This is a genomic window from Janthinobacterium sp. GW822-FHT07H11 (assembly GCF_058798615.1).
The window spans coordinates 6,283,483-6,298,530 of record NZ_CM179507.1; the positions used below are offsets into that span (position 1 = coordinate 6,283,483).

A 15,048-nucleotide genomic window follows, 5' to 3' on the forward strand; every position below is an offset into this window, starting at 1 on the left:
TGCGGGAGTGGTTTTTTTTCGCCTAACGTTTTACTTTTGCAAAACGGTAAGGCACGGCCTGCTCCTCGCCAAATACCTGTGCGCGGCCCTTTCCCAACGGCAGCATCACCCTCCGGCCATCCTGCAGCAGCAAGGCCAGGTCGGCGCCGGGAAAGCGCTGCGCCAGCAGCCGATACGCTGGCCGGGCGATGCCGGTGGCGGGAATCACGATGCGGTAATCGCCGTCGCCAAAGTCGAGCAGCAGGGCAGCAACCTCGTCCGGCCCCGGCAGCGCCGTGATGCGCAGGCGCGCGTTGCCCTTGACGAGCTCGAAGGCCGACCACAGGGGCAAGGCGCGCTGCGTGGAACCGATCTGCAGCTGCGGCGCCTGGCCCGCCTCCGCCGAACGCAGCAAGACGTCAGGCCGCTCGTCCGACGCCGCCCCATCGACGGCCAGCAGCCAGCCCCGGTAGCGTATCAGCGCGCCCTGCGCGGCGGCCGTGACGCTGCCGCCCTGCGCCACGGATTCCTTGCCCGCCGGCAAGCGCAGCGGCGCCGCCTGTGCCGCCACGCAGGCCCAGCACACCAGCGCCGCCATCGCTGCCATCGCTGCCTTGCCCATGCCGCCTCCCTTGCGCGTGAAACCTATTCATAACACAAGTTCGACCCGGCCCATCTGCCGCGCCTCAAGGCGCCAACGCCGGTGCTACAATTGGCCCCTAGCGGGCGTACTTACCCAGCGCGCCTTCCCCCTCCCAGACTCAGACCGCTATGCCACCAGACTTGCGCACGACCTACGAACTCGGTAACCACAACCAGACCACGACCTGGCTGGAATGCATCACCTTCTATCAAGATCTCGCCGCACGCTACCCGCAGGTGCTGCACTTCGAACAGATCGGCCTGTCCGACTCGGGCATGCCCATCCACGCTGGCGTCGTCAGCGCGGACGGCGTGTTCGACCGCGAGCAAATCAAGCGCGCGGGACGCACCGTGTTCTTCAACAACAACGGCATCCACCCGGGCGAACCGGAAGGCATCGACGCCTGCATGGCCATCGTGCGCGACCTCTGCACGCAGCCGGAGCGCCTGGCGGCGCTGGGCAGCACCGTGCTGCTGTTCATTCCGATCTACAACGTCGATGGCAGCCTGAACCGCGCCAACACCTCGCGCGTGAACCAGGATGGCCCGGAGCAATTCGGCTTCCGTGGCAACAGCCGCCACCTGGACCTGAACCGCGATTTCATCAAGTGCGACAGCCTGAACGCGCAAGTGTTCAACCGCCTGCTGGCCAGCTGGGACCCGGACGTGATGGTCGACACGCACACGTCGAACGGCGCCGACTACCCGTACACGATGACCCTGATCCACACGCAGACGGATAAGCTGGGCAATGGCCTCGGCCCCTTCTTGCAAGACACCATGCTGCCGCACATCTTTGCGCAGATGGAAGAGGCCGGCTGGCCCACCTGCCCCTACGTCAATCCCGTCAAGGACAGCCCGGACCACGGCATCGCCGAATTCCTCGAAGTACCGCGTTTCTCGACGGGTTTTGCGGCCCTGCATCACGTCATCGGTTTCATGCCGGAAACACACATGCTGAAACCGTTTGCCGACCGCTACGCGTCCATGCGCGCCCTGCTCGACATCTGCATGGCGTTCACGGTGGAACACGGCGAACAGATCAAGCAACTGCGCGCGCAAGCCAAGGCGGCCGGCCGCACCCAAGCCGAGTGGCCGATCCACTGGGCCATGAACGAAGAGCAACCGTCGACCTTCCCCTTCAAGGGCTACGCGGCGCAATACACGGCTAGCATCCTGGGCGACTACCAGCGCCTGTCCTACGACCGCTCGCAGCCGTGGGAACGCGATATCAAGTATTACAACCGCTTCGATGCGGACGTCACCGTCACCGCGCCGAAAGCCTATGTGGTACCGCAAGCCTGGCGCGAAGTCATTGAGCGCTTGCGCTGGAATGGCGTTGAAATGACCCGCATCACCGCCGAACAGACGGTAACGGCGCGCTACTACCACATCGCCGACGTCGGCACGCGGGCCACGGCCTACGAAGGCCACATGTTCCACGACACGGTGGAAGTGGAAGCGCGCACGGGCCAGTTCACCCTGCAGGCGGGCGATTATGTGATCAACCTGGAGCAGGACAAGGCGCGCTATGCCGTGGAAACACTGGAACCCGAGGCGCACGACAGCTTCTTCCGCTGGGGCTTCTTCAACAGCGTGCTGGAGAAGAAGGAAGCGTTTTCCAATTACGTCTTCGAAGACATGGCGTCCGAACTGCTGCGCGAGGAACCGGCGCTGGCGGCCAAATTTGCCGACTGGAAAGCAGCGAACCCGGCCCTGCTGAGCAACCAGGAAGCCGTGCTCGACTTCATTTTTGAACACTGCCAGCGCTTTGCCGAGCCCGAATGGCGGCGCTATCCCGTCATCGCCCTGATGTAAATCAAGGCTGTAGCGAAGCAACATCCTGGCGCCGCATCGGAGATCCCGGTGCGGCGCCTCTTTCTGTGCCCTGCCCACAAGGTAATCCCATGCACTACGCACTGAACCTGCGCACCTTTATCTACAGCCATTATTTTTACCTGGGCTTGCGCGTGGCTATCGGCCTGGTGGGCCTGGCCTTGCTGACCCAGGAAATCAGCGACAGCGCCACCGCCATGACGGTGTGCATCGGCGCCCTGTGCACGACCCTGATGGACATGCCCAGCCCGCTGCGCCACAAGTTCAATGAGATGCTGGCCTCGGTGCTGCTGTGCAGCGCCGTCACCTTGTTGATCAGCCTGTGCGGCCCCGTGCAGTGGCTGCTGATGACGGTGCTCGTCCTCGTCAGTTTCCTCGCCAGCATGATGGTGGTGTACGGCAAGAAATCCATGCCCTTGCAGCTGGCCGCCCTGTTCATCATGACCATGTCGATGGAACACCAGATGACATGGCAGCAATCGTTCCACCACGCCGGCCTGTTCATGCTGGGCGGCTTGATCTATCTGGCCTATGCCATGGCCATCGCCTGGGTCTTGCGCCACCGCATCAAACAGCAAGTGCTGGCCGAAGCCCTGTTCGAACTGGCGGCCTACATCGACATCAAGGCCGATTTCTACGACACGCGGTTTAATTTGACGGAGCAGTTCAACAAGCTGGTGCGTCATCAAAGCATCCTCGCCGACCGCCAGCAAGCGTCGCGCGACCTGATTCTGCGCAGCCACAAGAACAGCAAGGATGCCATCGTCGTGCAAGTGCATGTATGCATGCTGGATCTGTATGAGCTGATCCTTTCCACGCACACGGATTACGCACTGCTGCGCCAGCACCTGGCCGACTCCGACGTCTTGCAATCCCTGCACGACCTGGCCTACAAGGCGGCGCGCGACATCGAATCCGTCGCCTATGCCGTCACGCGCAAGCGTGCCTCGTATGCGCAGATCAGCTATGACAAGGAATGGGCCGCCATCGAAGCGGAAATCGCCCGCCTGCACGCACAAGGCGACAATGCGCAGGAAGCGCTGGCCACCCTGCGCGCGCAGCGCAACAAGATCCGTGCCATTTTGAAAATGATCGCCGAGCTGCACCTGGCGACGCAAAAGGTCTATGCCGACGTGCCGTTCTGGAGCGGCGCGGACATGGCGCCCTTCCTGTCGCAGCAGAAATACGAACTGAAGACCCTGCTGGCGAATCTGCGCCTCGATTCGCCCGTGTTCCGCTTCGCGCTGCGCGTATCGATGGCCATCTCGGTCGGATTGCTGATCGGCCACTGGCTGCCGTACGCGGCCCACAGCTACTGGATCGTCTTGACCATCGTCATCATCCTGCGCCCCACGTTCAGCATGACGCGCCAGCGCCGCGCCGACCGCATCATCGGCACCATCATCGGCTGCGTGATCACGGCCATCGTGATTCGCTTCGTGCACAGCAATATCGTGCTGATGGGCATTTTATTCCTGTCCATCGTCGCCACGCCCACTTTCATTTACTTGCGCTACCGCTACACGGCCATCGCCGTCAGCCTGATGATCTTGCTGCAAATGCACCTGGTGGCGCCCAGCAACCCGAACCTGGTCAGCGAGCGCCTGATCGATACCCTGATCGGCGCGGCGGTGGCCACCGTGTTCAGCTTCGTGCTGGCCAACTGGGAATACCAGAGCCTGCCACGGCTGGTGCGCCAGGTGCTGAATGTAAACCTCAGCTATATGCAGGCCAGCTTCGCGCTGCTGCAAGGAAAATGTTTCGACGATTTTGCCTACCGCATCGAGCGCAAGCGCTTGATGGACAGCCTGGCCGCGCTCAGCTCGGCACTGGTGCGCATGCTCGACGAACCGGCCAGCAAGCAGCGGGCCGTGGAAGACATCAACCTGTTCATCGTGCAAAATTACCTGCTGGTCGCCCACGTGGCGGCGCTGCGCTCGATCCTGGGACGCCACGCCAGCCAGCTGCCCGTCGCGCCCGTCAACGCCCTGCTTGGCCACAGCCATACGCAAGTGTGCCTGACCCTGTCGCGCGCATTGGACCAGCTCGACGAGAAGACCGCCATCAGCGCGCCGCAGGCTAACGCTGCCGCACCGCCCGTCAGCGACGTGGCCTGGTCGGGCTGGCCGCTGGTCAAGCGGCGCATCCGCTTGTTACAGGCAGATGCGGACAAGATCGTGATACATAGCGCGGCGATCGTGTATATTGTGGCGCCGCGCTAAGGCTGCCAGCTTATTTCAGATAACGCTCAAACCATGCCAGGGTGCGCTGGCGCAAGTCGCGCTGGTGCTCGGGCTTGCGGAAGGAATGGCCTTCGCCGTCATAGATGAACAGGCTGGACGGCACGCCCATGGCGCGCAAGCCGTGCCAGAATTCCAGCGACTGGGCGGCCGGCGTTTCCACGTCGCGCTCGCCCACGTAGATCAGGGTGGGCGTCTTCGCTGCCTTGATCGATTCGATGGGCGAGGCACGGCGGTACACCTCGGGCTTGTCATACGCGGACGCGCCAAAGAAGGGGATCATCCACTGGTTGATGCCGTTCTGGCCATAATAACTGATCCAGTTCGACACGCCCGCGCCGGCCACGGCCGCCTTGAAGCGGTCGCTGTGCGTGACGCCCCACATGGTCATGAAGCCGCCATACGAATGGCCGATCAGGCCCAGGCGCTGACCATCGACGGGCGCCACCTTCAGGACGGCATCGATGCCGGCCAGGATGTCGCGCCAGTCGCCGCCGCCAAAATCGGCCATATTGGCGCGCGTAAATGCCTGGCCCTGGCCAAAGCTGCCGCGCGGGTTGGGCAGGAAGATGAAATAGCCTTTGTCCGTGAATTCCTGGATCTGTCCGCCGGCTTCCACGTAGTGCGGCGAGGCCACTGCTGCGGGACCGCCATGCACGTTGACGATCATCGGATACTGCTTGCCCGCCTCGACCTTCATCGGCCCCAGCAACCAGCCCTGCACCTGGTATTGCTCATTGGTCCAGCCCACGTTTTGCACGCTCAGCTGAGGTGTGAAGTGATCATTGTCATGCGTAATCTTCTTCAACTGGCCCACGGGGCCGGCCACCAAGTGGGCCGCATGCGTAAAGTCCTGCTGTGCTGCGGCGGCGCGCCGGCCGTCGGCGCTGAACGACAGACGGCCATCGCTGCCGCCGCTGCTCAGTTCTCCGAGCAGCACGGGCTGGGCCGGACCCGTTTGCGCATCGACAGGCACGAGCGCCAGCTGCGAATCGATCAAGGCCGTTGCCAGCAAGCCGGCGCCGCGCCAGACGACGCCATTGAAGGTGCCACGATAGTCTGGTGTGAGATTGCGCGGCGTGCCGCCCGCCAGCGGCACCGTGTAGAGATCGCCGCCTGTGACGCCGAAGTCGCTCATCAGGCCACCGATGAAGGCCACCGTCTTGCCGTCCGACGAGACCGAAGGCAGGCTCAGCTGCATGGCAGGGGCGGCCACCACGCGCAGGACGCCCGTGGCGGCATCGATATGGCTGAGCTTGGCCACCCACCAGTTACTGTCGCCATTGCCCTGCGCGCTGGTGGCGACGAAGCCGCGTCCATCCGGGGTCCAGTTATATTCATATACATAGGTGTCGCCTGGTGACAGCAAACGCAGCTCGCCGCCGCTGGCAGGCACGACGCCGATGCGCTGGGCATCGTCTTCGCTGCCCACTTCGCCCACCTGGCGCACGCCCGCTTCCACGGCGCCGGCCAGCTTGCGCGCGCCCACTGTGGCGAGCAAGGCCAGCTGCGTGCCGTCGGGCGACCAGCGCGCCGTGCTGGCCACGCCCTTGATACTGGTCAACACGCGCGTCTGCGCCTGTGTCATCGTGGCCAGGTACAGATGCGCCGTGCCCGCCTTGGCGTCGTAGCCGACAAAGGCCAGTTGCCTGCCATCGGGCGACCAGCTGGGCTTGTCGTAGGAACACACGGCGCACGGGTCGAATTGCTGCACGATGGTGCCGTTGGCGGCGTCGCGCACGACGATGGCCGCATGCGGACGCTGCGGCTGCTCGCCCGCCTTGCTCGATTCGATGGCGGCGACGCGCTGGCCATTGGCCGACAGGGCGACGGCGCGATAGTCGCGCAATGCCGGCTCGGCGGTAGGAGCGGCCTGCGCCGCGATACCAAGAAGACTGCTTGCCAGCAAGCCGCAAGCGGCCAGATCAGTTATTTTCATCATGTAAATTCCGGTTAAGAATAAAAAAAACCGCCGGCAAGCGCGGCGGTTTTGGATGGAACAGGCTGCATTAGCGGGCCTTCTTGCCCAAATGTGAATGCCGCATGCTGTACAGGAAGTAAATGGCCACTGTCACCGCCATCCACACGCTGAACACGACAAACGTCGTATGCGGCAAGTCGCGCATGATGTACAGGCAGGCAAACACGCTCAAGCCCGGTATCACATAGGGGCCGAATGGCACGCTGAAGCCTTCGATGCGATTCGCGCCCTGCTTGTGGCGCAGCACGGGTACGGCGATCGACACCACCATGAAGGCCGTCAGGGTGCCGATGCTGACCATGTCCCACAAGTAAGTCGCATCGACGGAACCGGCCACCACGGCCACCACCAGGCAGACCATGATGGTATTGCTGACTGGCACCAGGGTGCGCGGGTGGATCTTCTGGAACGCCTTCGGTATCAAGCCGTCGCGGCTGACGGCGAACAGGATGCGCGTCTGGCCATAGATCGTCACCAGGGTCACGCTGAAGACGGAAATGACGGCGCCGGCCGACAGCACCAATGCGGGCCAGGTCTTGCCCGTGACGTTTTGCAGGATTACCGCCAGGCCCGCTTCCTGGCCTTCGAACAGTTTCGCCTGTTGCGCACCCAGGGCGGCCACGGCCACCAGCAAATAAAACACGGTGACGATGAGCAAGGCGCCAAGGATGCCGCGCGGCACGTTGCGCGTGGGATTTTTCACCTCGTCGCCCGCCGTGGCCACCGTATCGAGGCCGATGAACGAGAAGAAGACAGTACCGGCGGCCGCCGTGACGCCCGTCGTACCGGCAAAGCCCTTGCTATTGTCGCTATTGAAGAAGGGGAAGAAATTGTCGGCGTTAAAACCGGAAAACGCGATGACGATGAAAAACACGAGGATCGCCAGCTTGATGATGACCATGATCGCGTTCATCAGCGCCGATTCCTTGGCGCCGCGCAGCAGCAAGAAGCCGCACATGCAGATCAAAAAGATGGGCGGCAGGTTGATGTGACCGGCATGAAACTCCATGCCATGCGGGCCGGAAACGATCATCGGCGTGCGCAGCATCTCGGGGATATGCCAGCCGAAGGCATTTTCCAGGAAATTGTTCAGGTAGGACGACCAGCCGATGGCCACGGCACTGCCCGCCAAGCCGTACTCGAGCAGCAGGCAGGCGGCCATGATAAAGGCAAGAAACTCGCCCACGGTGGCATAGGCAAACGAATACGAGGAGCCGGAAGCGGGGATGCGGAACGACAGTTCCGCATAGCACAGGGCCGTCAGGCCGGCCGTGATGGCGGCGATCAGGAAAGACAGGATGACGGAAGGACCGGCCTTGGGCACGGCTTCGACCATGGTAAAGAAGATGCCCGTGCCGATGGTGGCGCCGACGCCGATCATGGTGAGGGAAAACAGGCCGATGGACCGGCTCAAGCCGCTGCTGCTGAGGCCTTCACCATATTCGACCGTGGTATCGATCGGCTTGGTGCGGCAGAGTTTCTGGACCAGGGTTTGGCTCACTAGACTTCCTTTATGAGGCATGCACTTGAACACTTGCCAAAACCTACTGCGCGTCGCGATTCGCGGCCTGCGATGCTCGCTGGCTCGGCGTCCCCGTGCATCCGCACAGCCGCGCTTCTCAGCCACAACGCACATCCGCTCGCTACGGTTTTGTTAAGTATCCTTGGATACATGACGGGTAAACACAAATAAAAACGGCGCTCCGGCCCTACCTGGCAAAAAACCGGAAAGATCGCGTCCATTTTCAAAACTAAGCGATTATAGGGCTTTCACCGGCTCAGCTAAACAGAACTTTGATGCAAGGAAACAACGCCAGGCGTGCGCCGCCAAACGCGCGCTGGCGCTAGCGAAGCATGGAATTGCCAATATGAAAGAAAAAGCGCGCCACTGCAGGAGCAGGGGCGCGCTTTGGGCTCAGCTTGACTACGCTGGCTTACTTCTTGACGTGTGGCGCATCGGCCGCTGGCCAGCCCGCTTCGTAGCCTTGCGGCACGTCGTCGCGCTTGTCCTTCGGCGCCAGGCCCAGCACGTAGTACAGCACCGTCAGCAGGATCAGCCAGGCCGGTCCCACCATCAGGGCGATGCGCGTATCGGGGAAATACGCCATCAGGCCGATCACCAGGGCCAGGAAGGCCAGCGAAATCCAGGAACCGTATGGCGCGAACGGCATGCGGAAGGCCAGGTTCTTGATTTCCAGCGGCGTCAAGGTCTTGCGGAACTGGATCTGCGTGACCAGGATCACGCCCCAGGTCCAGACGGCGCCGAAGGTGGAGATCGAGGTGACCCAGATAAACACTTTTTCCGGCACCAGGTAGTTCAGCAGCACGCCCAGCAGCAGCGCGAAGACGGAGACCAGGATGGCGCGGCGCGGCACGCCGCTGGCCGTCGTTTCCGCAAACGCCTTCGGCGCCTGGCCTTGCAGCGCCAGGTTGTACAGCATGCGGCCCGTGCTGAAGATGCCGCCATTGCACGAAGACAATGCCGCCGTCAGCACGACGAAGTTGATGATGCCGGCGGCCGTCTTGATGCCCAGGCGTTCGAACGTCATGACGAAGGGGCTGCCGGTGGTGCCGATTTCATTCCATGGATAGATCGACAGGATGACGAACAGTGCGCCGACATAGAAAATCAGAATGCGCCAGAACACGGAATTGATGGCGTCGGGAATCGATTTCTTCGGGTTCGCCGCTTCGCCGGCCGTCAGGCCGATCATTTCCACGCCCAGGTAGGCAAACATCACCATCTGCAGCGACATCAGCACGCCCTGCGCGCCATTCGGGAAGAAACCGCCATGCGTCCACAGGTTCGAGATGCCGACGGCCACGCCGCCGTTGCCGAGGCCGAAGATGATCATGCCCGTGCCGCCGACGATCATCAGGATGATGGTCACCACCTTGATCAGGGCAAACCAGAACTCGAACTCGCCGTAGGCTTTCACGGCCAGCAGGTTGATCGCGCCCATGGAGCCCAAGGCCGCCAGGGCCCAGATCCAGCGCGGCACGTCGGGGAACCAGATGCCCATGTAGATGGCGACGGCGGTAATTTCCGCCACGCAGGTGACCAGCCACAGGAACCAGTAGTTCCAGCCCGTCAGATAGCCTTGCAGGGGGCCCAGGTAATCCTGGGCATAGCGGCTGAAGGAACCGGCAACCGGGTTGTGCACGGCCATTTCACCCAGCGCGCGCATGATCATGAAGATGACCGCGCCACCGATGATGTACGACAGCATGATGCCGGGACCGGCCATCTTGATGGCGTTGCCGGAACCCAGAAACAGGCCCACGCCAATCGCGGCGCCCAGCGCCATCAGGCGGATTTGCCGCTCGCCCAGGCCGCGGTGCAAGCCTTGTTCACTCGTTTTCATTACGTGTCTCCGTTTTTTTCTTGAATACACCGATCCCTCCACCCCAATGGCGGTTCCGCTCTTGCTGGAAAGGAGGAAAAGGCGAGCCGGCGGTTATCGCCGGCATGCTCATGTGCTCAGGCTACTGCGTCAGGCCAGTTCGGCGATCAATTCGATCTCGACGCAAGCGCCCAGCGGGATCTGCGCCACGCCAAAGGCGGAGCGCGCATGCTTGCCGCTGTCGCCGAAGACGTCGACGAACAGTTCCGAGGCGCCGTTGGTGACCAGGTGCTGCTCCGTGAAGTCGGAAGTGGAATTGACCAGGCTCATGACCTTGACGATGCGCTTGACTTTGCTCAAGTCGCCGCCGCACGCGTCCTGCAGGGTGGCGATCAGTTCGATGGCGATGCCGCGCGCCGCGATCTTGCCTTCTTCCGTGGTGACGTCCTTGCCCAGCTGGCCAACCCAGACCTTGCCATCCTTCTTGGCCAGGTGGCCGGACAGGAAGACGGTGTTGCCCGTGCGGGCATGCATCACGTAGGCGGCAGCTGGCGCGGCAACGACTGGCAGTTCAATGTTGAGGGCTTTGAGTTTTTCGTAAAACGACATGCTATTTCTCCAAGAAAACAATATAAGCGAAACCAAAATTCATGCACGGCAGGGCACGGAGGATGACGCCCTGGCAGCGCGGTAGTGACCGACAACAGTGCCAGATTAAACGTCATCATATTGGTGAACGAGCAGTTTTAGTTCACAAATAGGCCCGGTTATTCAGTGGATTATACCGACAATCAAACAAAATTCAGCATCGATTCATGAAGCATGCTCTACAGGCATCAGTCGTTTCTCTTTTCACTTGATTGTCTTTTATGCAAAGTCAAGTCCTCTGGGTCAAGGTTCAAGCCATCCAGGAAAGCCCGGTCATGCGATACCACAAGTAAGGCACCGTGGTATTGCAGCAGCATCTGCTCCAGCGCCTGCAGGCTGGCCAGGTCCAGGTGATTGTCGGGTTCGTCGAGCAGCAGCAGTTGCGGCGGCGCCTGCGCATACAGTTCCGCGGCCAGCGCCACCTTCATGCGCTCGCCGCCGCTGAGCAGGTGGCTGGGCATGGTGGCGCGCGCGCCGGCGATGCCCAGCAGCGCCAGCCGCGTGCGCAAGGCCCCTTCCGCCAGCGTACTGTTGCGTTTTTGCACACGCTGCACGGCGCTCAACGCGCCTTCGTACGCGCCCGCATGCTGGTCCAGCCAGGCCACGCGGGCATGGCAGCGGACCTCGCCGCCGGCCGGTGCAAGTTGCCCGGCGATCACGCGCAGCAGGGTCGACTTGCCGCTGCCATTATCGCCCGTCACGGCCAGGCGGCGCGGACCGCCCATGACCAAGTCCAGCGGCTGCGCCTGGCCATAGGGCAAGACCAGCCCGCGCAGTTCCAGGATCAGCTTGCCATTCGGCACGGCACTGTCCGGCGCCAGCAGCAAGCGCTCGCTCTCGGGCGCGCAGCGGGCGCTGGCCTCCAGCACCCTTTGCTGGCGCGCTTGCTGCGCCTCTTGCGCGCGCAGGCGCAGCTTGCCCTGGCTATCCTGGCTCTTCTCCTTTTTCGCATCGAGCAGCAGCTTGCTCTGATTGCCTTCGCGCCCTTCCCTCTCGCCGCGTCCGACACGACGCTGCTGGCGCTCCGCCTGCAGTTGCGCCTCGCGCTGTTCACGCCTGGCGCCCGCCTTTTCCGCCTGCAGGGCCGCAGCAAAACCGGCTTGCTCGAGCGCGCGCTGCTGCGCGTACAAGGCGTAATTGCCGCCATAGCTGCGCAAGCCCTGCGGCGACAGTTCGACGATTGCGTCCACGTGCTCGAGCAAGCCGCGGTCATGGCTGATCAGCAGCAAGCCGCCGGGCCAGCGCGCCATCTGCGCCACCAGGCGGGCGCGTTGATGGGCGTCAAGATGGTTGCTCGGTTCATCGAGCACCAGCCAGTCCGCCTGCGACAGCCAGGCACCCTGCAGGGCGATGCGCTGGCGCTCGCCACCGCTCAGGCTGGCCGTCGGCGTGCCGGCATCGACCTGCGGCAGCCCGATCTCGTCGAGGGCCTGGCGCAGCCGGGCTGGCGCATCCCAGCGTTCGCCCACCAGTGCATAATCGTCGGCGTCGACGGAACCGGCGGCAATGCGCGCGAGCGCCGCCAGCAAGGCATCCATGCCGGCCAGCGCCGCCACGGTGGGATAGTGCTGCGGGTCGAGGTCTTGCTCGACGTAATGCACGCGGCCGTCGCAGCGCACGGCGCCAGAAGACGGTTGCGCCCGGCCCGCCAGCAGGCGCGCGAAAACACTCTTGCCCACGCCGTTATCGCCGACGAGGCCGATACGCTGCGGGGCAAACGTAAATTGCAAATCAGAAAATAGCACCCGGCCATCGGGCAGGGCGTGGGACAGACGGTCGAGTTGCAGTAATGCGGGCATGGATACTCCTTGAGCAAGGCTGGCGAACCCGCGCGGCGCAATGAGGCGCTGGCGGGAAGGGCGAGGCCGTGCACAGCACGGCAGTATCAATGGCGCATGTCGAATTGTCCTGGAGAAATGGGAAAGCAGCGTCAGTGTAGCAGACGCGGCCCGTTCAGCGCTGGCCCAGGGTCGTGTCGCCGAACAGGGTCTTCAATTCGCGCGGCTGCGAGCGCCAGTACTGTGGTGGCGCCGACACTTGCGCGCCCAGCTGCGCCGCCGCATGCCACGGCCAGCGCGGATCGAACAGGATGGCGCGCGCCAGCGCCACCATGTCGGACTGGCCGTGCGCGACGATGTCTTCCGCCTGCTGCGCTTCCGTGATCAAGCCGACGCTGATGGTGGGCAAGCCGCTGTCGCGCTTGATGCGTTCGGCAAACGCCACCTGGTAGCCGGGTCCCACGGGAATTTGCTGCTGCGGCGAAATGCCGCCACTGGAAACGTGGATGAAATCGGCGCCCAGCTGCTTGAGCGCCTGCGCGAAGCGCACGCTTTGTTCGATGTCCCAGCCGCCCTCGACCCAGTCGGTGGCGGAAATGCGCACGCCCACGGCCATGCTGGCGGGCACGGCGGCGCGCACGGCCTCCACCACTTCCAGGGGGAAACGCATGCGGTTTTCCAGGCTGCCGCCATACACATCCGTGCGGTGATTCGACAGGGGCGACAGGAACTGGTGCAGCAAGTAACCGTGCGCCGCATGCAGTTCGATGCCCTCGATACCGAGCGCATGCACGCGCAGGGCGGCGGCGACAAAGGCGCCCTTGACCTGCAACAAACCCATCTCGTCGAGCGCGAGCGGCACCGTTTCGCCCGGTGCGTGGGCGATGGCCGACGGCGCCACCGTTTGCCAGCCGCCGTCGGCCAGGTGCACGCAGGCGCCGCCCTGCCAGGGTGCGCGGCTCGACGCCTTGCGTCCCGCGTGGCCCAGCTGTACCACCAGCGGAATCGGCGAGTGGCGACGGATCGCCTGCACCACCTTGGCCAGCGCCGCCTGGTTGGCATCGGACCACAGGCCCAGGTCGTCGGCCGAAATGCGCCCCTCGGGCGAGACGGCCGTCGCTTCCGTCATCAGCAAGCCCGCGCCGGACAGGGCCAAATGGCCCAGGTGGATCATGTGCCAGTCGGTGGCGTTGCCATTGTCGGCCGAATACTGGCACATGGGGGCAATCGCGATGCGGTTGGCCACCGTCAGGCACCCGAGGGCATAGGGCGTGAATAACTGGCTCATGGCGCACTCCGGAAAAGGGGAAGCACCGATTCTACTGCGCTTTGGCGATCGGAGCCTTACACCTGCTTACGTTTGATACAGCGCAAGGGCTAGCCTTGCGCAGGCGCGGCCGCTAATCTGGACACATCAACAACACCCGCAATACCACTCCAGGAGAACACATGAACACGACGACCACCGCCAGCCGCATCCACCCCTTGATGGCCGGTGCCGCCATTTCCGTCACGGTCCTGTGCCTGGTGGGCGCGGCGTCCATCGCTGGCATCCTGCCCAATTCGCGGGCGAACGTGCCTGCCACGGCGGCAGTGCCGGCCGACATGGCGGCGCTGACGCCGGCAGGCGCCGCCGCCCTGGCCGCGCCGGTTGGCGCACCGGTGGCCGCTCCCGTCGTGGCGCAAGCGGCGCCTGCGCCGGCGCCCGTCGTGCACAAGCGCGTCGTGCACCATACGCAAGTGGCGCAGGCACGTCCCGCCTACAATGACGATGGCTACCGCGACACGTCCTACCGCGAACCGGCACGTCAGCCGCAGCCGCTTCCAGCGCCTGCGCCTGCGCAGCCGAACTACGTGGGCATCGGCACGGGCGCCGTCATCGGCGGCTTGATCGGCAATCAGGTGGGCGGTGGCCGCGGCAAGGCGCTGGCGACGGTGGCCGGCGTGATCGGCGGCGGCATGCTGGGCAATGCGGTGCAGAACCAGGTTCAGCAACCCCAACGTTAATCGTACGGTCCCAGATAATCGAGCTTGCCCACGGCCACGCCATTGTGTCGCAGGATGGCGTGGACCATGGAAACGTGGAAATAGAAGTTCGGCAAGGCAAAGCTGAGCAGGTAATCATCGCCCGAGAATTTAGTGCCTGCATCGGTCCAGTTCAGCACGACTTCCTTCTGCGCGCTGCCTGCCATCTGGCCCGCGTTGACACTGTCGATGTAGGCGATGGTGTTGGCAATGCGTTCCTGTAACTGCTCGAACGAGGCTTCGTTATCCTCGAACTTCGGCGCTGGCACGCCGCTCAGACGTTCGACCGACATTTTCGACGTGTCGCTGACGCGCTGCACCTGCGCCGTCAAATCCAGCATGTCGGGCGCCAGCTGCGCGCCCAGTAAAATCTCGGGCACGATGCCGCCTTCCTCCACGTGCGCTTGCGCTTTTTCCAGCAAGGCCGAGACGACGCGCAAGCCGCGGATGAAGACGGGAATGGTAGCCTGATACATGGACACGGACATGGCGAACTCCTGATAGTGAACGATGAGCCAGTGTACCCGAGGCGCCGCCTGCGGGTGCGCACCGAAGGCCAGGCAAAAAAATGGCGC

11 protein-coding genes are annotated in these 15,048 nt (G+C 63.4%); 3 read left to right on the top strand and 8 right to left on the bottom strand.

Translation table 11 applies throughout. The features are described from left to right. Positions 1-22 precede the first annotated feature (22 nt). Positions 23-601: a hypothetical protein gene (locus AC3RCJ_RS27850; protein WP_492957433.1), complete on the bottom strand. Its 579-nt coding sequence runs from the start codon at positions 599-601 to the stop codon at positions 23-25. A gap of 149 nt (positions 602-750) precedes the next feature. Between AC3RCJ_RS27850 and AC3RCJ_RS27855 the strand changes: the two genes are divergently transcribed. Both AC3RCJ_RS27855 and AC3RCJ_RS27860 read left to right on the top strand, forming a co-directional pair. Further along, positions 751-2,439 carry a M14 family zinc carboxypeptidase gene (locus AC3RCJ_RS27855; protein WP_492957435.1) on the top strand — a complete coding sequence of 563 codons (1,689 nt, stop codon included), beginning with the start codon at positions 751-753 and terminating at the stop codon, positions 2,437-2,439. A gap of 89 nt (positions 2,440-2,528) precedes the next feature. Next, positions 2,529-4,679 carry an FUSC family protein gene (locus tag AC3RCJ_RS27860; RefSeq protein WP_492957436.1) on the top strand — a complete coding sequence of 717 codons (2,151 nt, stop codon included), beginning with the start codon at positions 2,529-2,531 and terminating at the stop codon, positions 4,677-4,679. A gap of 10 nt (positions 4,680-4,689) precedes the next feature. Here AC3RCJ_RS27860 and AC3RCJ_RS27865 read toward each other — a convergent pair whose 3' ends face one another. The 6 genes from AC3RCJ_RS27865 to AC3RCJ_RS27890 all read right to left on the bottom strand — a co-directional run bounded on the left by AC3RCJ_RS27865 (position 4,690) and on the right by AC3RCJ_RS27890 (position 13,736). Then, entirely contained in the window at positions 4,690-6,639 is a 1,950-nt protein-coding gene (locus AC3RCJ_RS27865) for a S9 family peptidase (protein ID WP_492957438.1), read from the bottom strand. 67 nt (positions 6,640-6,706) lie between these two features. Then, a complete protein-coding gene (locus tag AC3RCJ_RS27870) occupies positions 6,707-8,179 on the bottom strand; it encodes an amino acid permease (protein ID WP_492957440.1) in 1,473 nt (490 codons plus the stop codon). A gap of 433 nt (positions 8,180-8,612) precedes the next feature. Further along, on the bottom strand, positions 8,613-10,043 hold the full coding sequence (locus AC3RCJ_RS27875) for an amino acid permease (RefSeq protein ID WP_492957442.1): 1,431 nt from the start codon (positions 10,041-10,043) through the stop codon (positions 8,613-8,615). Positions 10,044-10,172: 129 nt separating this feature from the next. Beyond that, entirely contained in the window at positions 10,173-10,631 is a 459-nt protein-coding gene (locus tag AC3RCJ_RS27880; RefSeq protein ID WP_492957444.1) for a RidA family protein, read from the bottom strand. Positions 10,632-10,858: 227 nt separating this feature from the next. After that, positions 10,859-12,469 (bottom strand): ABC-F family ATP-binding cassette domain-containing protein, encoded by a 1,611-nt coding sequence (locus tag AC3RCJ_RS27885; RefSeq protein WP_492957446.1) that lies wholly within the window; start codon positions 12,467-12,469, stop codon positions 10,859-10,861. 154 nt (positions 12,470-12,623) lie between these two features. Next, positions 12,624-13,736 (bottom strand): NADH:flavin oxidoreductase/NADH oxidase, encoded by a 1,113-nt coding sequence (locus tag AC3RCJ_RS27890; RefSeq protein ID WP_492957448.1) that lies wholly within the window; start codon positions 13,734-13,736, stop codon positions 12,624-12,626. Positions 13,737-13,897: 161 nt separating this feature from the next. Between AC3RCJ_RS27890 and AC3RCJ_RS27895 the strand changes: the two genes are divergently transcribed. Continuing rightward, a complete protein-coding gene (locus tag AC3RCJ_RS27895; RefSeq protein ID WP_492957450.1) occupies positions 13,898-14,455 on the top strand; it encodes a glycine zipper 2TM domain-containing protein in 558 nt (185 codons plus the stop codon). Here AC3RCJ_RS27895 and AC3RCJ_RS27900 read toward each other — a convergent pair. Next, positions 14,452-14,961: a DUF1993 domain-containing protein gene (locus tag AC3RCJ_RS27900; RefSeq protein WP_492957452.1), complete on the bottom strand. Its 510-nt coding sequence runs from the start codon at positions 14,959-14,961 to the stop codon at positions 14,452-14,454. The genes AC3RCJ_RS27895 and AC3RCJ_RS27900 overlap by 4 nt on opposite strands. Positions 14,962-15,048: the final 87 nt, after the last annotated feature.

What these genes read in the sequence shown, in the direction of transcription:
- AC3RCJ_RS27850 (WP_492957433.1), bottom strand. Translation starts at nt 601, where the DNA reads ATGGGCAAGGCAGCGATGGCAGCGATGGCGGCGCTGGTGTGCTGGGCC.
- AC3RCJ_RS27855 (WP_492957435.1), top strand. Translation starts at nt 751, where the DNA reads ATGCCACCAGACTTGCGCACGACCTACGAACTCGGTAACCACAACCAG.
- AC3RCJ_RS27860 (WP_492957436.1), top strand. Translation starts at nt 2,529, where the DNA reads ATGCACTACGCACTGAACCTGCGCACCTTTATCTACAGCCATTATTTT.
- AC3RCJ_RS27865 (WP_492957438.1), bottom strand. Translation starts at nt 6,639, where the DNA reads ATGATGAAAATAACTGATCTGGCCGCTTGCGGCTTGCTGGCAAGCAGT.
- AC3RCJ_RS27875 (WP_492957442.1), bottom strand. Translation starts at nt 10,043, where the DNA reads ATGAAAACGAGTGAACAAGGCTTGCACCGCGGCCTGGGCGAGCGGCAA.
- AC3RCJ_RS27880 (WP_492957444.1), bottom strand. Translation starts at nt 10,631, where the DNA reads ATGTCGTTTTACGAAAAACTCAAAGCCCTCAACATTGAACTGCCAGTC.
- AC3RCJ_RS27885 (WP_492957446.1), bottom strand. Translation starts at nt 12,469, where the DNA reads ATGCCCGCATTACTGCAACTCGACCGTCTGTCCCACGCCCTGCCCGAT.
- AC3RCJ_RS27890 (WP_492957448.1), bottom strand. Translation starts at nt 13,736, where the DNA reads ATGAGCCAGTTATTCACGCCCTATGCCCTCGGGTGCCTGACGGTGGCC.
- AC3RCJ_RS27895 (WP_492957450.1), top strand. Translation starts at nt 13,898, where the DNA reads ATGAACACGACGACCACCGCCAGCCGCATCCACCCCTTGATGGCCGGT.
- AC3RCJ_RS27900 (WP_492957452.1), bottom strand. Translation starts at nt 14,961, where the DNA reads ATGTCCGTGTCCATGTATCAGGCTACCATTCCCGTCTTCATCCGCGGC.